General features: G+C 72.9%; 16 protein-coding genes. 7 read left to right on the forward strand and 9 right to left on the reverse strand.

Annotated features, from left to right (window positions below; genetic code table 11):
* Positions 1–99 precede the first annotated feature (99 nt).
* From AC4BGE_RS03730 to AC4BGE_RS03745, 4 genes are all read right to left on the reverse strand, one after another.
* Positions 100–762 carry a MazG nucleotide pyrophosphohydrolase domain-containing protein gene (locus AC4BGE_RS03730; protein ID WP_490571684.1) on the reverse strand — a complete coding sequence of 221 codons (663 nt, stop codon included), beginning with the start codon at positions 760–762 and terminating at the stop codon, positions 100–102.
* A 10-nt stretch (positions 763–772) separates the two neighbouring features.
* A complete protein-coding gene (locus AC4BGE_RS03735) occupies positions 773–1,471 on the reverse strand; it encodes a hypothetical protein (RefSeq protein ID WP_490574381.1) in 699 nt (232 codons plus the stop codon).
* A gap of 26 nt (positions 1,472–1,497) precedes the next feature.
* Positions 1,498–5,004, reverse strand: a complete 3,507-nt coding sequence (mfd, locus tag AC4BGE_RS03740; protein ID WP_490574525.1) for a transcription-repair coupling factor — start codon at positions 5,002–5,004, stop codon at positions 1,498–1,500.
* 172 nt (positions 5,005–5,176) lie between these two features.
* The gene (locus tag AC4BGE_RS03745) at positions 5,177–5,350 is read right to left on the reverse strand and encodes a hypothetical protein (RefSeq protein ID WP_490574382.1); all 174 of its coding nucleotides are present in this window, start codon (positions 5,348–5,350) and stop codon (positions 5,177–5,179) included.
* A 202-nt stretch (positions 5,351–5,552) separates the two neighbouring features.
* Here AC4BGE_RS03745 and AC4BGE_RS03750 point away from each other — a divergent pair, with 202 nt between their 5' ends.
* On the forward strand, positions 5,553–6,305 hold the full coding sequence (locus AC4BGE_RS03750) for a hypothetical protein (RefSeq protein WP_490574383.1): 753 nt from the start codon (positions 5,553–5,555) through the stop codon (positions 6,303–6,305).
* 95 nt (positions 6,306–6,400) lie between these two features.
* Here the strand turns inward: AC4BGE_RS03750 and AC4BGE_RS03755 are convergent, their stop codons facing one another.
* The gene (locus AC4BGE_RS03755) at positions 6,401–7,180 is read right to left on the reverse strand and encodes a 3'(2'),5'-bisphosphate nucleotidase CysQ (protein WP_490574384.1); all 780 of its coding nucleotides are present in this window, start codon (positions 7,178–7,180) and stop codon (positions 6,401–6,403) included.
* A gap of 213 nt (positions 7,181–7,393) precedes the next feature.
* Here AC4BGE_RS03755 and AC4BGE_RS03760 point away from each other — a divergent pair, with 213 nt between their 5' ends.
* The 5 genes from AC4BGE_RS03760 (at position 7,394) to wecC (ending at position 13,017) form a co-directional block, all read left to right on the forward strand.
* Positions 7,394–8,647: an MFS transporter gene (locus tag AC4BGE_RS03760; protein ID WP_490574385.1), complete on the forward strand. Its 1,254-nt coding sequence runs from the start codon at positions 7,394–7,396 to the stop codon at positions 8,645–8,647.
* Positions 8,644–9,663, forward strand: coding sequence for a TolB-like translocation protein (locus tag AC4BGE_RS03765; protein WP_490574386.1), 1,020 nt, complete (start codon positions 8,644–8,646; stop codon positions 9,661–9,663). Before AC4BGE_RS03760 ends, AC4BGE_RS03765 begins: the two co-directional genes overlap by 4 nt.
* Positions 9,664–9,724: 61 nt before the next feature.
* The gene (locus tag AC4BGE_RS03770; protein WP_490574387.1) at positions 9,725–10,903 is read left to right on the forward strand and encodes a hypothetical protein; all 1,179 of its coding nucleotides are present in this window, start codon (positions 9,725–9,727) and stop codon (positions 10,901–10,903) included.
* Entirely contained in the window at positions 10,896–11,735 is an 840-nt protein-coding gene (locus AC4BGE_RS03775; RefSeq protein ID WP_490574388.1) for a WecB/TagA/CpsF family glycosyltransferase, read from the forward strand. The genes AC4BGE_RS03770 and AC4BGE_RS03775 overlap by 8 nt, the downstream gene beginning before the upstream one ends.
* A 25-nt stretch (positions 11,736–11,760) precedes the next feature.
* A complete protein-coding gene (gene wecC / locus AC4BGE_RS03780) occupies positions 11,761–13,017 on the forward strand; it encodes a UDP-N-acetyl-D-mannosamine dehydrogenase (RefSeq protein WP_490574389.1) in 1,257 nt (418 codons plus the stop codon).
* Positions 13,018–13,033: 16 nt separating this feature from the next.
* Here wecC and wecB read toward each other — a convergent pair whose 3' ends face one another.
* The 3 genes from wecB to AC4BGE_RS03795 form a co-directional block, all read right to left on the reverse strand.
* A complete protein-coding gene (wecB, locus tag AC4BGE_RS03785; RefSeq protein WP_490574390.1) occupies positions 13,034–14,173 on the reverse strand; it encodes a non-hydrolyzing UDP-N-acetylglucosamine 2-epimerase in 1,140 nt (379 codons plus the stop codon).
* Positions 14,174–14,239: 66 nt separating this feature from the next.
* The gene (locus AC4BGE_RS03790) at positions 14,240–15,577 is read right to left on the reverse strand and encodes an O-antigen ligase family protein (RefSeq protein WP_490574391.1); all 1,338 of its coding nucleotides are present in this window, start codon (positions 15,575–15,577) and stop codon (positions 14,240–14,242) included.
* A 41-nt stretch (positions 15,578–15,618) separates the two neighbouring features.
* Positions 15,619–16,245: a hypothetical protein gene (locus AC4BGE_RS03795; protein WP_490571672.1), complete on the reverse strand. Its 627-nt coding sequence runs from the start codon at positions 16,243–16,245 to the stop codon at positions 15,619–15,621.
* Between the two features lie 109 nt (positions 16,246–16,354).
* Between AC4BGE_RS03795 and AC4BGE_RS03800 the strand changes: the two genes are divergently transcribed.
* On the forward strand, positions 16,355–17,044 hold the full coding sequence (locus AC4BGE_RS03800) for a hypothetical protein (protein WP_490574392.1): 690 nt from the start codon (positions 16,355–16,357) through the stop codon (positions 17,042–17,044).
* Here the strand turns inward: AC4BGE_RS03800 and AC4BGE_RS03805 are convergent.
* Complete coding sequence (locus AC4BGE_RS03805) at positions 16,980–18,170, reverse strand: GNAT family N-acetyltransferase (RefSeq protein WP_490574393.1); 1,191 nt, start codon at positions 18,168–18,170, stop codon at positions 16,980–16,982. The two genes, AC4BGE_RS03800 and AC4BGE_RS03805, sit on opposite strands and share 65 nt — an antisense overlap.
* Between the last annotated feature and the right edge of the window lie 54 nt (positions 18,171–18,224).

The following is an 18,224-nucleotide window of genomic DNA, read 5'->3' on the forward strand; positions in this document are numbered from 1 at the left end:
CTTCCGGTCGCTCCGACGACCGCTCGCGATGACGTCCTGCGGGAGCGGGCGGAGCGGGCGGAGGGGGCAGAGGGGGCAGAGGGGGGCAGAGGCGGGCGCTCAGACCAGACGTCGTACGGCGTCGCGCAGCGCCTGCTCCGGGTCGATGCCGTCGGCGCGGGCCCGAGCCACGAGAGCGAGCAGCTCCTCCCCCACCTCGTCGGACGTCATCACCGCCGGTCGTTCGGACGACCCCTCGTGATGACGTTCCGCGGGAGAGGGCGCGGGGGTGCGGCCGGCGCGTTCGAGGCGGTCGAGCACCTTGTCGGCGAGCAGCAGCGCCGGCAGCCCGGGCGGGAGCCCGTCGAAGACGGAGGCCCGCTCCTTCTCGGCGGCCTTGGCCTGCTCCCAGAGCTCGTTGACGGCGGCGGCGTCCAGCGCGCCGCCCTCGGGGGCGGCCGCGTCGCCGAAGACGTGCGGGTTGCGACGCCGCATCTTCTCCACGATGCCGCGCGCCACGTCGTCGAGGGTGAAGGTGCCCGCCTCCTCGGCGACCGCGGCGTGGAAGTAGACCTGGAGCAACAGGTCGCCGAGCTCCTCGCGGAGGTGGTCCCACTCCCCGGTGGCGTCACCGACGTCGATCGCCTCGAGCGTCTCCCACGTCTCCTCCAGCAGGTGACGCTGGAGCGACCGGTGGGTCTGGGCCGCCTTCCAGGGGCACTCGGCGCGCAGCCGCCGCATCACCGAGGCGAGCTCCAGCAGGGGCTGCTCCTCCGCGGTCACGGCGCCTGGGTCAGCCGCAGCGCAGGTTGGCGGGCAGCCCGGCCGCCCGGCTCGGGTCCGGCTCGGGGGCGTTCGCCGCCACCGCGTCCTCGGAGACGGGGACGCTGACGTCGCCGGCACCGTTGGCGGGCTCCAGCTGGCCGTCGACGACCTGGACGTCGAAGACCGGGTTGAGCTCGAGGTCGAGCGTCTCGGGCCAGCTCCAGAAGAGCTCCGCGCCGCGCGCGACGGCCTGCCCCTCCTGGAGGTCCTCGACGCCCTCCTCGGCCAGCAGGACCTCGCCGGTCGCCTCCCAGACCCCCTGCAGGAGGGCGTCGACGGACGCCGCGGTGACGAAGTCGTCGCGCTGGTCCTCCGGCAGCTCCTCGGCGGCCGCCGCCGACTGGGCTCGCGCCCGCTCGTAGGCGGGGCCGGGCTTCACGTCGTACTCGTCGGCGATCTGGTGGGCCACCTCGCTGAGGGTGAGCAGGTTGAGCGAGGCCTGGCGCGCCATCTTCATCGGCAGCGTCTGGCCGGCCTCCTCCAGCTGGGGCTCGGAGCTGGTGCACAGCGCCCGGGCGACACCGTCGACCTCGGAGACCGTGATCTCCGCGTCCCCGACCCGGGCGGCGGTCTGGGCGTCGGTGACACCACAGCTCGAGAGCAGCACGGCGGCCGCCGCTGCAATGGCCGCAGCGGGGGCGGTACGACGGAAGCGGGACGAGCTCACGGGTTCTCCTCGGTGGTGCGCGGCATTCAGCTGGTCGGAGCGGGGGCGCCCGGAGGCGCGGGGTCGATGATCTGGTCGATGACTCCGTGGGCCCATTGAAGCAGGGCGATCCCGGAGCCGTTCGCCGACCCGAGCGGGCGGGGCACCAGGAGGGCGTCGACCTGGCTGTGCAGCTTGGCCTTGGGGTAGAGCCGTTGCAGCCGCACCTGCCGCGAGTCGGGCAGGGTGACCGGGGCGAACCGGACGTTCTTGCCGGCGAGCCCGATCTCGGTGAGACCGGCGTTCCTGGCCCGCGCCCGGAAGCGCGCCACCACCAGCAGGGTCTCCACCACCTCGGGCGGGGGCCCGTAGCGGTCGACCAGCTCCTCGCGGATCTCGTCGACGTCGGCGTCACCGCGGACCTCCGAGAGCCGCTTGTACATCTCCAGCCGGAGGCGCTCGCTGGGCACGTAGTCGTGGGGCAGGTGGGCGTCGACCGGCAGCTCGATGCGGACCTCGTCCACCTCGTCGCTCTCCTCCCCGCGGAACTCGCTGACCGCCTCGCCCACCAGCCGGACGTAGAGGTCGAAGCCGACGTCGGCGATGTGCCCGGACTGCTCGCCGCCCAGCAGGTTGCCGGCGCCGCGGATCTCGAGGTCCTTCATCGCGATCGCCATGCCGCCGCCGAGGTCGGAGTGCTGGGCCAGGGTGGCGAGCCGCTCGTGGGCGGTCTCGGTCAGCGGCTTCTCCGACGGGTAGAGGAAGTAGGCGTAGGCGCGCTCGCGCGAGCGGCCCACCCGCCCGCGCAGCTGGTGGAGCTGGGAGAGCCCGAGGGTGTCGGAGCGCTCGATGATCATCGTGTTGGCGTTGGAGACGTCGAGGCCCGACTCGACCAGCGTGGTGCAGACCAGCACGTCGAAGCGCTTCTCCCAGAAGTCGAGCATCACCTGCTCGAGCTGCTTCTCCCCCATCTGCCCGTGGGCGGTGGCCACCCGGGCCTCCGGGACCAGCTCACGCAGCTTGGCGGCGGCCTTCTCGATCGACTGCACCCGGTTGTGGATGTAGAAGACCTGCCCGTCTCGGAGCAGCTCGCGGCGCACCGCGGCGATCACCGTGCGGTCCTCGTAGCCGCCCACGTAGGTCAGCACCGGGTGGCGCTCCTCGGGCGGGGTGGTGATGGTCGACATCTCCCGGATCCCGGTGACCGCCATCTCCAGGGTCCGCGGGATCGGGGTGGCGCTCATGGCGAGGACGTCGACCGACGTGCGCAGCTGCTTCATCTGCTCCTTGTGCTCGACGCCGAAGCGCTGCTCCTCGTCGACGATGATCAGCCCGAGGTCCTTGAAGCGAACGTCCTTGCCGAGCAGCCGGTGGGTGCCGACGACGATGTCGACCGAGCCGTCGGCCATCCCCGCCATCACCTCCTTGGCCTCCTTGTCGCTCTGGAAGCGGCTCAGCGCCTTGAGCACCACCGGGAAGCCGCTCATCCGCTCGGTGAAGGTGCTCAGGTGCTGGGTGACCAGCAGGGTGGTCGGCACCAGCACCGCCACCTGCTTGCCCTCCTGGACGGCCTTGAAGGCGGCGCGGACGGCGATCTCGGTCTTGCCGTAGCCCACGTCGCCGCAGATCAGGCGGTCCATCGGGACGGTCCGGCGCATGTCGGCCTTGACCTCGTCGACCGTGGTGAGCTGGTCGGGGGTCTCCGCGAACGGGAAGGCGTCCTCCAGCTCCCGCTGCCAGGGGGTGTCGGGTCCGTAGGCGTAACCCTGGGTCGCCTGCCGGGCGGCGTAGAGCTTGATCAGCTCGGCGGCGATCTCGCGGACCGCCTTGCGGGCCTTGTTCTTGCGCTTGGCCCAGTCGGCCCCGCCGAGCCGGTCCAGGCTCGGCTGCTCGCCGCCGACGTAGCGGGTGACCTGGTCCAGGGTGTCCGCCGGGATGTAGAGCCGGTCCGGCGGGGCCCCCCGCTTGGAGGCGCCGTACTCGACCACGAGGTACTCCCGGGTCGCGCCCTGCACCACGCGCTGCTTCATCTCGATGAAGCGCCCGACGCCGTGCTTCTCGTGGACGACGTAGTCGCCGGTCTTCAGCTCGAGCGGGTCGATCTGCCTCTTGCGGCGCGCCGGCATCCGGCGCATGTCGCGGGTCGAGGACTTCTGGCCCGAGAGGTCCTCCGAGGTCAGGAGCACGATCCGGCGGTCCGGGTCGGTGAAGCCGTGGTCCAGGGGCCCGCAGGTCACGGTGACCACGCCGGGCCCGGCCGGCGGCTCCTCGGGCCCGACGAGGCGGGCCGGCACGTCGTGCTCGCCGAGCACCTCGACCAGGCGCTGGGCGGGACCGTGGCCGGGATACATCACGACGACCTGGTGGCCCTTGGCCAGCCAGCCCTTGATGTCGTGCAGGGCCCGCTCCGTCTCGCCCCGGTAGCTCTCGACCGGCTGGGCGGAGAGGGTGCGCGACTCCACCGCGCCGATCCGCACGTCGAGGTCGAGCTCGGCCAGCTCCGCGGAGTCCCCGAGGCCGAAGGGGCTCATCGACCACCACGGCATCCCCCGCTCCAGGGTGTGCTCGCGCACCTCGGAGACCTCGCGGTAGGAGGCGACCGAGAGGTCGATCGGGGCGGCACCGCCGCCGGCCGCCGCGGCCCAGCTCGCCCCGAGGAACTCCTCGCTGGTGGCGACCAGGTCGTGGGCGCGGGTACGGACCCGCTCGGGGTCCAGCACCAGCACGTGGCTCTCGGCCGGCAGCAGGTCGACCAGGAGCTCCATCTCGTCGACGAGCACCGGCGCCAGGGACTCCATGCCCTCCACGGCCATCCCGGCCGCCATCTTGTCGGTCATCTCCAGCAGCTGGGGGTGGGCCCGGCCGAGCTCGGCGGCCCGCTCGCGGACCTCGTCGGTGAGCAGCAGCTCGCGGCACGGCGGCGCCCACAGCCGGGGCACCTCCTCCATCGTGCGCTGGTCGGCGACGGAGAAGCTGCGGATCTCCTCCACGTCGTCGCCCCAGAACTCCACCCGCAGCGGGTGCTCCTCGGTGGGCGGGAAGACGTCGACGATGCCGCCGCGGACGGCGAACTCGCCGCGCCGCTCCACCAGGTCGACCCGGGAGTACGCCGCGTCGGAGAGGCCGCGCACGACGTCCTCGAGCGAGGCCTGCCCGCCCTTGACGAGCTCGACGGGCACCAGGTCGGCCAGCCCCTTGACCTGGGGCTGCAGCAGCGACCGGACCGGCGCCACGACCACCGAGAGAGGACCGTTGCTGGCGTCCTCGCCGGGGTGGACCAGGCGTCGCAGCACCGCCAGCCGTCGGCCCACGGTGTCGCTGCGCGGGCTGAGCCGCTCGTGCGGCAGGGTCTCCCACGAGGGGTAGTGCGCCACCTTGGCCGGGTCGACCAGGGCACCCAGCGCGGTGGTCAGGTCCTCGGCCTCCCGGGTGGTGGCGGTGACCACCAGGACGAAGCGGCCGGCGTCGACCAGCCCCCGCACCACGAAGGGGCGCAGCGCGGCCGGGCCGGTGAGGTCCAGGGTGCGCAGGGAGCCGTCCCTGGCGTCTGCCATGGACTCGGCGAGGGCAGGATCGGCCAGGACGGCGCGGGTGAGTGAGGTGAGCGTGGAGCCAGAGCTCACGACAGGGGCCTTCCGACGACGGGCAACACGAGAGACCCCGCCTGCACGTCCGGCGGGGTGATGTCGCGAGTCTACGTCGCGGGGTCAGGCACGAGCGCGACGCTCAGACGCTCACCGGCCGGCGCCGGCCCGGCGACCGGGGCGGCTCGGGGACGGTCGGCTCGCAGTCGCAGCTGTCCGAGCACGGCAGGTAGACGTGCAGCGCGTGCCCGCAGGCCGTGCACGGGCGGTCGTGCGAGAGATGGCTCGCGCGCGAGGTGTCGATGGTGTCCCACATTCCTCCACGGTGACCCGCGTCCGGACCCGGCGGGGCCGAATGGCGCAGAACGGCCCACAAATGACCCGTTCGGGCCATGCGGCACGACCCCTGCTGGTTTGTCCGTACCCACCATGGGGTAGGACTTGCGCGGCGGCTCTCGGGGGCAGCCAGCCGACTTCGTGGGCGACGCCCACACCATTCAGAAAGGGACCAACGGGGAATGAACACCACCCGCCTCATCGCAGGACTCACCACCGCCGGACTCCTGGGCCTCAGCCCGCTCGCGCTCAGCGCACCGGCCAACGCCACCGAGACGTTCCAGCCGACGCCGACCGTCGAGGTGAGCCTGCCCCTCGACTACGCGGACAGCGGCCGCATCCCGGTCGGCGCCACGGTCAACGTCGAGGTCGACCTGCGCTACGTCGACTCCACCGGCGCGGAGAAGGGCGCCTTCAAGGGCGTCTCGACGCTCCAGATGTTCACCGCGAAGAGCGGCACCTGGGTCGACCTCGGCGCCCCGACCGGCGCGACGTACGGCACCTTCCGCGACATCAAGCCGGACTCCAACGCGCTGTTCCGCGTCGTCTACAGCGGCTACAACGCGGCCAGCCAGTACGAGGACAACTTCCTGGCGGCGACCTCCGCGCCGGTCCCGGTGGCGGTCACCCGCAAGTTCAAGACGAACGTGGGCAAGAACAAGACCAAGAAGGGCACGGTCATCAAGGGCAAGGTGACCCCGTCCTACACGAAGAAGCCGATCACCATCTTCTGGAAGAAGAAGGACAACGCGGAGTACAAGAAGCTCCGCAAGATCAAGACCGACAAGAAGGGCAAGTTCACCGTGAAGCTGCCCGCCCCCAAGAAGATCGGGCCGGAGTACTCCTTCCAGTTCGTGACCAAGGACGACGAGACGTACTCGGCCACCGCCTACGGCATCGTCACCAGCCGCGGATTCTTCCGCCCCGTGGGCTGAGCCCAGCACCACTCAGCACCGGGCAGCACCCGCCAGACACGACAGCCGCGGTCCCCACGAGGGGCCGCGGCTGTCGGCGTTCGGCGGTCGGTCGTTCAGTCGGTCCCGTGCCGCCGCACGAAGTCGACGATCGACTCGGCCAGCTCGGGGCGGCAGACGATCAGGTCGGGCAGCGAGACGTCGTCCTTGTTGTAGACCAGCTCGGAGCCGTCGACCCGGGAGCAGAAGAGGCCCGCGGCCCGTGCGACGGCGACCGGGGCGGCGTTGTCCCACTCGTACTGCCCGCCCGCGTGCACGTAGGCGTCCGCGACGTCGCGGACCACGCTCATCACCTTGACCCCGGCCGAGCCCATCGGCACCAGGACGGCGTCCAGCTCGGCGGCGAGCGCCTCGACGAAGGCCGGGGGGCGCGAGCGCGAGACCGCGATCCGCGGCTTCTGCGACGTGCGCGGCGGCACCACCGCCGGGATGCCGGTGTTGAAGGTCTCCCCCAGCGCGGGCTGGGCCACCGCGCCGGCGACCAGCTCGCCCGACTGCCACAGCGCCACGTGCACCGCCCAGTCGTCGCGGGGCGGCTCGGAGAACTCGCGGGTCCCGTCCAGCGGGTCGATGATCCAGACCCGGTCGGCGTCGAGACGGGCCTTGTCGTCGGACGCCTCCTCGGAGAGGACGGCGTCGTCGGGACGGTAGGTGGCCAGCAGCTCGGCGAGGATCGCCTGCGCGGCCGCGTCGCCGGCGTCCTTGAGGGCCCTGCCCTCGAGGCCCTGGGCGCGGACCGCCAGGAGGCGCTCGCCCGCCTGCTCGGCCGCCCAGGTGGCGAAGGCGTGGTCGTCGGAGAGGGCTGCGGCTGGGATCGGGGTCTCGGGAGTGGTCACGCACCGCAGCCTCTCACGTCGCGGAACCTCGTCGGCACCGGCGTGAGACGTGGCAAAGACCCCCCGGAGGGATTCCCCCCGTCGCTCCACGAGCCGATACTGGGCTGGTGCGGGCGCTTGCCGGGCCCGTCACGCGAGGGGGCCTGAGATGCGCGCAGCAAGCCCGAGAGCGCACCGCGACGGCGTGCGGCGCGCCGCCGGGGACTGAGACCGGTGTACCTCTCCCTCCGCGACCGGCCCGCGACCGGGGGCGACCCCGCCGCGCCGCGCCGGCCGGTGGGACGGGTCGTGGTGACGCTCGGCCTGGTCAGCCTGCTCACCGACGTCTCCTCGGAGTCCGTCGCGGCGATCCTGCCGCTCTACCTCACCGGCGTGGTCGGTCTCTCCGTGCTCGCCTACGGATTCGTCGACGGTCTCTACCAGGGCGTGGGCGCCCTGGTCCGGCTGGGCGGGGGGTGGGTGGCCGACCGGACGGACCGACCCAAGTGGGTCGCCTTCACGGGCTACGCGCTCTCCGCGCTCGCGCGGGTCTTCCTGCTCTTCGCCACCGGGGTGGGCAGCATCGCCACGGTGGTGGCGGTCGACCGGGTGGGCAAGGGGATCCGCACCGCGCCGCGCGACGCGATGATCTCCTCGGCCACGCCGACCGCGTACCTCGGTCGGGCCTTCGGCGTGCACCGGATGCTGGACACGATCGGGGCCGCCCTGGGTCCGCTGATCGCGTTCGCCCTGCTGTGGCTGGTCCCCGGCGACTACACCGTGGTCCTGGTGGCCTCGCTGGCGTTCGCGCTGGTGGGGCTGGCCCTCCTCGGACTGCTGGGCCCCGACCAACGGGTCCGCCCCGCTCCCGACCGGACCGGGACCAGCGTCCCCCCGCCCTTCCGCTGGCGGGACCTGACCGACCGACGACTCCGTCCGCTGCTGGCGGTGGCAGGCGGGCTGGGGGTCCTCACCGTCGGCGACGGCTTCGTCTACCTGGTCCTGCTCGACGGGGGCGGGCTCGCCGTCGAGTGGTTCCCCCTGCTCTACGTCGGCACCAACGTCGCCTACCTCCTGCTCGCGGTCCCCGTCGGACGGCTCGCCGACCGGGTCGGCCGCGCCCGGGTCCTGGTCGGAGGGCACCTCCTGCTGGCCGGCGCCTACCTGTGCGCCACCCTCCCGGCCTCCACGGCGGTCGCCACCCTGACCACCGTGCTCCTGCTCGGTGGCTTCTATGCCGCCACCGACGGGGTGATCGCCGCTGTGGCCGGCCGACTGGTGCCCGTGCAGGCACGCACCAGCGGTATCGCGGCCGCCCAGACCGTGGTGGCGCTGGCCCGGATGGTCGCCTCGGTCGGGTTCGGTTCGCTGTGGCTGCTCGTGGGCCCGCGCACCGCGATGCTGGTGGTCGCCGGCGCCCTGGCCTGCCTGGTGCTGCTCGCCGCGACGCGGGTGCGGCGCCTGGACGAAGCGGTGGCGAACGGATGAGGGCCGGGGCGCGGGTGGCCGCCTTCACCGCGGTGACCGTCGTGGTCGTCGGCGGCGCGACGGCGTACGTCCTGGCCGAGCGCGACCGGGTGGTCGCCCAGGGCGAGCGCGCACCGAAGGCGGCGGAGGCCAGGACGGGGAGCATCGCTGCGCGCCCCAGGATCGTCTTCCGCCACACCGGCCTGGACAGCAGGTACGGGCAGGTGACCCTGGTCGCGCTGGACGACCCGCAGGGTGCGCGCGAGTTCACCGGGGTGGAGTGCGACCGCGTGGCCGCCTGGCACGGAGGCGCGTCGTGCCTGGCGATCAGGCGGGCGGGCACCCTCTTCGAGGCCAGCGAGCTCGGTCCGGACTGGCAGGTGCAACGCACCCACCCGCTCCCCGGGATCCCCAGCAGGACCCAGGTCTCCCTCGACGGCGCCCTCGTGGCCACCACGTCGTTCGTGACGGGCCACTCCTACACGACAGTCGGCTTCTCCACCGAGACGGTGGTCCGCGAGTGGGGTGCGGGGCAGGACTGGGGCGACCTGGAGGAGTTCGCCCTGGTCCTGGAGGGACGCCGGACCGAGCCGGCCGACCGCAACGTGTGGGGGGTGACCTTCGCCGGCGGCGAGCGCTTCTACGCCACCGTCGCCACCGCCGGGAGGACCTGGTTGGTCGAGGGCGACCTCGGCTCCCGGACCCTCACCTCGGTCACCGAGGACGCCGAGTGTCCCTCCCTCTCCCCGGACGGCTCGCGGGTGGCCTTCAAGGTCGACGTCGAGCCGGGCGACGAGAAGGTCTGGGGTCTCGCCGTGCTGGACCTCGCCACGGGCCGAAGACGGGTCCTGCCCCAAAGCCCACGCGGCGTGGACGACCAGGTCGCGTGGCTCGATGACGACACGCTCCTCTACGGGATGCCGCGCCCCGACGAGCCCGGCGTGACCGACGTCTGGTCCCTGGACGTGGACGCGGAGACGGCGCCCCTGCGCTTCGTCGAGGAGGCATGGTCACCGACCGTCCTTGTTGACGACTAGTCACCATTTACCCAATTATGGTGGTATCGCCCCCGTGTGACGTAGCACACGATGGAGCGAGATGTCGGGGGGTCTGATGGTGGTGAAGAACGTGCGCTCGGGGCATCCCGCCCCGCGGGCGGAGCAGGTCGGGCGCGAGGGGGCCGAGGCGGTCCGAAGGCTGGTGGAGCTGGCTGCTGGGGGGTTGGCTCGCGGGTACGACGCTCCGCGCGGGGAGTTCGCGCAGACGCTCCGGCTGGTCAGGGGCCCTGACGGGTTGCGGGTGCGGGCCGAGGGCCACAACCTGCGTTACTCGGCGATGGCCCTGCTCGGCCTGGGGCGCCTGGGCGCGGAGCCGGCCCGGGCCGTGCTGGGCGGGACGATGCTCGAGCAGCTGCTCGTCCGCACCGCCCATCTCGCGCTGGACGACCCCGACCCGGGTGCCGTGGCCCTGGTGGCGTGGGCGGAGGCGGAGGTCGGCCACACCTTCTGCGACAAGCTCTTCCGTCGGCTCGAGGAGCTCCTCGCCGCAGGCGGGCCGCTGCCCACCGTGGACGTCGCCTGGATGCTCACCGCCGCGACCGCCGCGAGCCGGCTCGGCCACACCGGCGCCGTGACCGAGCTCGCCGCCGAGAGGCTCCTGGCCCACCGGGGCGAGGCCGGGATCTACCCCCACCTGCTCCCCGCCGCCGCGCAGCCACGGTGGCGGGCCCATGTCGGCAGCTTCGCCGACCAGGTGTATCCGCTGCAGGCCCTGGCACGGGCCTCGGTGGCCGGGCGATCCGAGTGGCTCGAGGCGGCCAACGGCACCGCGGCCACGCTCTGCGAGCTCCAGGGCGCCGCAGGCCAGTGGTGGTGGCACTACGACTCGCGCCACGGCACGGTCGTCGAGCGCTTCCCGGTCTACAGCGTGCACCAGCACGCGATGGCCCCGATGGTCCTCTTCGACCTGCTCGAGGCGGGTGGCGCGGACCACCGCCCGGCCGTCGCGCGAGGCCTCGGGTGGCTCGACCGCCACCCCGAGGTGCTCGACGAGCTCGTCTCCGAGCGGTGGGGGCTGGTGTGGCGCAAGGTGGGACGGCGAGAGCCCCCCAAGGCGGCCAGAGCACTGCAGGCCGCCCTGTCCGCGGCCGTGCCCGCCGCCCGGGTGCCCGGCCTCGACCTCGTCCTGCCACCGCGGCGAATCGACCACGAGTGCCGGCCCTACGAGCTGGGCTGGCTGCTCTACGCCTGGCTCCCCGCCGGCGGCGACGATGAGTGAGTCCAGGGTCCTCGGACACCAGCAGCTCTTCGGCCTCGACGTCGACTCGCTGACCCTGGCCGAGACCGTCGCCCTGGCCCGGGACGCGGTGCGCACCCGCGAGCGGCTCCTCATCGGCGTCGTCAACGCGGCGAAGGTCGTCAAGCTCACGGCCGACCAGCTGCTCCGCGACTCCCTCCTCGCCTGCGACGTGCTCCTGGCCGACGGCCAGTCGGTCGTCTGGGCCAGCAAGGTCCTGGGCAGACCGCTGCCGGAGCGGGTCGCCGGGATCGACCTGTTCGAGGCGCTGCTCGACCTGGCCGACCGGGAGCACCGGCGGGTCTACTTCCTGGGCGCCAGGCCGGCGGTGCTGGCGGCCATGGCTGAGGTCGTGGCGCGACGCTGGCCCGGGCTGGTGGTCGCCGGCAGCCGCGACGGCTACTTCGACGCCTCCCAGGCGCAGGAGGTGGCCGACGGGATCCGGCACTCACGGGCGGACATGCTCTTCCTCGCGATGACGACCCCGCACAAGGAGATCTTCCTCGCGACCTTCGGCCACGAGCTCGACGTCCCGGTCCTGCACGGGGTCGGGGGTTCCTTCGACGTCCTCGCGGGGCTCACCCGCCGGGCGCCCGAGCGCTGGCAGCGAGCGGGACTCGAGTGGGCCTACCGGGTCCGCCAGGAGCCCCGCCGGCTCTGGCGGCGCTACCTGGTCACCAACGCGGCGTTCGTCGGCCTGCTCGCGGCAGAGCGGATCCACCCGCGCCGGCCCTACCGCCGGCCGGCCGTGCCGCGTCCTCGCGGCCCGGTCACCCAGACACCCACACCCACACCGACACCGACACCGCACTGAGTGCACAGAAGACGGGGGCAAGACGATGGATGAGGTCTTCAACGGAACGGTCGCGGTCATCGGGCTGGGCTACATCGGCCTGCCGACGGCCGTCTCCCTCGCGGTGGGCGGGGTCGAGGTGATCGGGGTCGACGTCAACGAGAGCACCGTCGCCGCCGTGTCGAGGGGCGAGCTGCCGTTCGTCGAGCCCGACCTGGCCATCGGGGTCAGCGGGGCGGTGTCGATGGGCCGGCTCACCGCCACCACCAAGACCCCCGACGCCGACGCCTACATCATCGCGGTGCCCACGCCGTTCAGGGACGACCACCAGGCCGACCTGAGCCACGTGCGCGCGGCGGTGGAGGAGATCGCTCCCCGGCTCCGGGGCGGCGAGGTCGTGGTGCTGGAGTCCACCTCTCCCCCCGGCACCACCGAGGGCGTCAGCAGGTGGCTCCAGGAGCTCCGCCCCGACCTGGTGGCCCCGCACACCTCGGAGGGGGTCCCCGACTTCCACGTCGCCCACTGCCCCGAGCGGGTGCTCCCTGGGCGGATCATGGTGGAGATGATCACCAACGACCGCGTGGTGGGCGGCGTCACCCGACGCTGCGCCGCGAAGGCCGCCGCGATCTACCGGGTCTTCAGCCAGGGGGAGATCCACCTGACCGACGCCGCCAGCGCGGAGATGGCCAAGCTCGTGGAGAACGCCTACCGGGACGTCAACATCGCCTTCGCCAACGAGCTGTCGCTGATCAGCGAGGAGCTCAGGCTCGACGTCTGGGAGATCATCAAGATGGCCAACCACCACCCGCGCGTCGACATCCTGACGCCGGGGCCGGGGGTCGGTGGCCACTGCATCGCGGTGGACCCCTGGTTCATCGTGGGCGCCTCGCCCGGGCTCTCACGGCTGATCCGGACCGCCCGCGAGGTCAACGACGGCAAGCCCCACCACGTGGCCTCGCAGGTCATCGCCAAGACCGAGCGGTTCCGCAACCCGACCGTCGCCTGCCTCGGCCTCGGCTACAAGGCCAACGTCGACGACCTGCGCGAGAGCCCCGCCATGGACATCGTCACCGACATCGCGGACGCGCTGCCCGACCTGGACCTGCGGGTGGCGGAGCCGTTCATCGACCACCTGCCGCCGACGCTGGAGGGCCGGGGCGGGGTGCGCCTGCAACGGGTCCACGAGGCGATCGACGACGCCGACATCGTCGTCGTGCTGGTCGACCACGACCACTTCCGGTCGCTGAGCCGCTCCCGTCTCGAGGGCAAGGTGCTCTACGACACCCGCGGCATCTGGCGCTGAGGCGACCCGGCCCGGGTCAGGGGCTGAAGTCGGGGATCCGCACGCCCCGACCGAAGTACTGCTCGATCGCGGCCCGACTCCGGCCAGCGGCACGACCGTCGCCGTAGGGGTTCACGGTGCGCGCCATCGCGGCGTACGCCGCCGGCTCGGTGAGGAGCTCCCGGACCGCGCCGACGATCAGCTCCTCGTCCGTGCCCACGAGCCGGACGGTCCCGGCGTCGACCGCCTCCGGCCGCTCCGTGGTCTCGCGCAGCACCAGGACCGGCTTGCCGAGGCTGGGCGCCTCCTCCTGCACGCCGCCGCTGTCGGTGAGCATGATCGAGGAGGCGTCCATCGCCCGGGCGAAGTCGCTGTAGGAGAGCGGCTCGGTCACCGTCACGTTGGGCAACCCCCGCAACGCGGGCAGGAGGACCTCGCGGACCACTGGGTTGAGGTGCGCGGGCAGCACGAATCTCGTGTCCGGGAACTCGACGGCCAGTCGGGCGACGGCCGACGCCGTGCGCGCCATCGGCGCACCCCAGGACTCGCGACGGTGGGTGGTGACCAGGACCGCCGGCGAGCCGTCGAGCACCGACAGGGCGGGGTTCTCCAGGGGCAGGCGCCTGCCCACCACGTCGAGCAGGGCGTCGATCACGGTGTTGCCGGTCACGACCACGTCCTCGCTCGCGAGACCTTCGCGCAGCAGGTTCGCCCGGGACACCGGCGTGGGGGCCAGGTGCAGGGAGGTGAGCTGGGACGTCAGCCGCCTGTTGACCTCCTCCGGGAAGGGGTTGTAGCGGTGCGCCGTGCGCAGGCCCGCCTCGAGGTGGACCACGGGCACCCGCTCGTAGAAGGCGGCGAGCGCCGCGACCATGGTCGTGGTCGTGTCGCCCTGGACCAGCAGGGCGTCGGGCCGTTCCTCGCGGATGACCTCGGTGAGGCCGGCGAGGATGCGCTGCGTCATCTCGTGGAGCTGCTGGCGTGGCTGGATGACGTCGAGATCGCGGCGTGGAGTGATGCCGAAGAGGCCGTTGACCTGATCGAGCATCTGCCGGTGCTGTCCGGTGACCACCACGAGCGGGTCGACGTGCGGGGATCCCTCCAGCGCCAGGATCACCGGGGCCATCTTGATCGCCTCGGGACGGGTCCCGTAGACCACCATCACGGTCTCCCCCATGGCCGCCCTCCCCCGACGTCCGGCGTCCGACGTGCGGACCAGAGAACGGTATCGGAGCCGGAGGCGTCACGCACCTGTCTGATGCACGCCGTGGGAGTCCCCGCGCCCGGAGCCGCCACTGCCCGGCTCCGCCAGGGGGGCCAGGGGTGCCGTGAGGCTCCGGCCCCTCGCGCCGAGCAGACCGAGGCAGAGGAAGAGCAGGCCGGGCACCATGGGGAATCCCAGGGCGTCGAAGGTCGCCATGCTCACGGCCGCCGCGGCGACCGCGGCGACGAGCGCACGCGTCCGCGACCTGTCCTGCGGCTCCTCGTGACGCAGCGCCCGGAGACCCGAGAGGATCGAGCCGGCCAGGAGGGCGAGGAAGGACAGCGTCCCGAGGATGCCGATCTCGATCAGCATCCCGAGGTACTGGTTGTCGAGGATGCGGTACTGCGGGAGGAAGGTGAAGAACCCGCGGCCCAGGACCGGCGAGCGGCTGATGAACTCACCGGCCAGGCTGTAGCTGTCGGTCCGTGACAGGACGCTGCCGTCCTCGGAGATCCCGGTGAAGAGCTTGAGCAGGGTGCCCAGCATGCCGGGGACGAGGACGTAGATCGACATCAGCAGGACGACGGTCCAGGCGAGTGCGGCGCGACGCTGGCGCCCCGACCAGCCGATCGAGACGATGACCAGGGCGACGACGACGCAGACGATCGCGCTCCTGGAGATGCTGAGCGGGACTGCGACCGCGATGGCTGCCACCGGCCACCAGCGCCGAAGACGCCCCGCCGGACCGGAGCCCGCCATCGCCACGTGCAGCGCCAGCGGCAGCGCCATGCTCAGCACCACGCCGAACTCGAGCGGGTGCACCGCGGTGGCGGCGATCCGGGTGAAGCCCACCCGCTCCCCCACCCCGCCGATGTCACCGTTTAGGGAGAGCCCCGGGATGCTGATCCTGTCGACCAGCACGTCGCCGGTGAGGAACTGGAGGATGCCCAGCAGGGCGATCAGGCCGGACAGGACGGCGATCCGTCCCAGCACGGACTCCTCCGAGCTCGCCGAGGCCCCCACGACCAGTGCCGTGACGACGACGCCCACCCAGGAGAGGACCGAGAGCAGGCTCCGGTCGGCCGCGCTGAGCTCCACGGAGCCCACCGTGCCCGCCGCGGCGACGGAGTAGCTGATCAGGACGCAGGCGGCGAAGACCGCCATCAGGACCATCACCGGCGCCCTGGTGACCTGCTGCACCTCCTGGCCGGGGCGGGACGGGGCCAGGGCGCTCCAGACGAGCGCGAGGACCGCCAGAGCCATGCCGAAGAGCTGGGCCGGCGTTCCCGCGGCTCCCAGCGGGGCGACCACGAGCGCCGAGGGCACGAGGAGCAGCAGCGTCACGTAGATGCGGAGCAGGAGGGCGCTGTCCCCCACCGCACGATCCGTCGGGTGGCGCAGCCGCGCCAGGGCCATCGCTAGCCCCGGTCGCCCGGTGCCGGACGACGCCGGCGCCGCCTCAGGAAGGCGTCGAGCAGGGCCACCAGACCCGCGGTGGCGACCAGTCCCCCGGAGAGCACGACCAGCAGCGCCCGCAGCTGGGACTTCCGGATCGTCTGCACGAGCGGGTCCGCGGAGACCACCGAGGTCCTGATCAGCGCCTCCCTCTCCACCTCGCTGGCCAGCTGGAGCTCCTGGAGGCTCGACGCCGCGATCTCCACCAGGGTGTCGCGGGCCGTCAGCGCTCCCTGCTCGGTCAGGTCCTCCACGACGACCAGCAGCAGGGGTCCGCTCGCGGTGGGATCCTCCGCGACGGTGTAATCGGCGTCCCCGGAGACCTCCGCGACCTGCTGGGCCACGGGGTCGGTCTGCATGGTGCGCGCCAGCACGCTGTTGACCGAGTCCAGGCCGTTGAGGCTCAGGAAGGGGTTCTTCACCTCCGCCTCGGTGGAGACGGGCGGCAGCAGCACCAGGGAGGCCCGCGCCTCGTAGCGCACCGGAACGAGGTTGATCACGGCAGCCACGGCCACCGCGGTGATCACGAGCCCGAGCAGGGTGGCGTACCAACGCCGCGCCAGTGCCCGGAGCAGAGCCCCTACGGTCATCGCCGCCCCATCCCCCTGGAGACCCCTGGAGACGCATCGCCGTCTCACGGTCCCACCAGCTGCTGGTCGCCTAGCCTAACGGCTCGAGCGGGGTGCAGGATGGGGCTCGATGGGCGGGACCGAGCGGGCGAGCGACGCGAGGCGCCACCTCCGCCGGGCGGGTCGCGGCGGAGCGGTGCCGCTGGTCTGCGCCCTGCTGCTCAGCCTGCTGGTCGGCTGGGCGGTGCTGAGCCCGCCCGGCGTCCACTTCGGTCAGTCCGCGCTGATCCTCGTCCCGCCCGGGCGTCCGCCCGGTCCCACGCTCCTGCCCCCACGGATGAACAGCACCATCGGGGTCGCGGGGATGGTCGCTCGCTCGGTCGGCGGGTCGGAGGGCTTCGTCGACATCTCACCCGAGGTGACCCTCCTGGACCAGGGGGTCCGCCACGGGTGGTCCGTCCAGCAGCGCTCCGAGGGATCCCAGTGGCAGCGCATCTACGACCAGCCCACCCTGGAGGTGCAGGCGGTGGCCGGCACCGCCGAGGAGGTCCGGCTCCTGCTCGAGGAGGCCGAGGCCCGCGTCCGGGCCACCCTGGCGTCGTGGGAGAGCGAGGCAGGTGTCCCACCGGACGACCGGATCGAGGTGGTGAGCGATCCCGGCTCCGTCGCGGTGACCTTCCACGACGGCGATCCGGTGCGTGCCCTGTCCGGGTGGCTCGCAGCCTCGGCCCTGCTGGTGCTGCTCGCCCTCCGGCTCAGCCGGCGACCGGCCCCCGGTCGCCGGGCCCCTGCACCGCCTTCGCCCGCAACCGTCGCTTGAGCCTGCGCGCCGCCTCCCCTCGAGCCCACCGGGAACCGGCCGCCCGCGCCCGGAGCGCGTCGAGACCGACCACCACCCGCATCAGCCGGCCCCGGGGTCGCCGGCTGAAGACGGTCACGTCCGTGGCCAGCACGTGACGTGTGGCGAACCGCTCCTTGTAGGCGGCGTCCCCGAAGCCCAGGTCGATCTCGTCGATCCCCGGGTCCTCGCAGCAGTCCTCGATCATCCGGCCGAACGCATAGCTGCCCAGGCGATCCTTCGCGAAGGCGGCGTCGTACGCCGTGGCCTGGGCGAAGAACGTCCGTCCCACGACGAAACCCCACCAGTAGGAGACCGGCGTCCCGTCGACCAGCACGAGCCACGAGCGCAGGGCGCCGTGCTCCGCCCCCCAGGCCAGCACCGCCTCGCGGGTGGCGGCCGGCATCTCCTCGATGCCCAGACCGGCCTGGTAGGAGCCGGCGTCCACGCACGCCAGGCCGGCCCTCAGCTCGGCCAGGTCGCCCGCCCGGACGAGACGGCGCAGCGAGAGCCGCTCCCCGAACCTGCGCTCCGGCCTGGACAGGTGGTAGCGGAAGTCCTTCCGCGTCTTGGAGGGCAGGCGCTCGAGCCACTGCCCCCAGTCGTCGCGCACCTCGACGAGCCACTTGCCCGTGGGACCCGAGACGCTCAGCCTCGCCGGGCCGAGGAGGCCCCGGACGGCGGCGACGAACGGCGAGCCCTCCGGCAGCTTGGGCGCCACCACCGCGTCCAGGCCGCGGTCGTCGAGCAGCGCCAGCAGGGCCCCGACGACGTGCTGCCAGTCCTGCGGGCTGCGCGCCCCCAGCACCCCGTCGAAGGAGAGCACCAGGGCCCGGCCCGTCGTCCTCGCGACCCTGCGGTAGCCCAGCCGCACCCAGACCGCGGTGCTCGCGATCCGGCCGACGACGAGCATCGTGCCCCCCTCCTCGCGCGGGAGGGACAGCACGCACGGGGACTCGGTGCCGGGGAGGCTCCGGACCAGGGTGGTGAAGTAGCCGGGGTCCGTCTCCGGGCCGGTGGGGCCGGCGGCGCGCCACTCGGCCTCGAGGCCCGCCAGCTCCGCGAGATCGGTGACCACCCGACCACCGGCGAGCGCGCCGGCAGGCACACCGGCAGACACACCGGCAGACACACCGGCAGGCGCACTAGACACGCCGGGGAG

It is taken from the genome of Nocardioides sp. Z50_6 (genome assembly GCF_058215755.1).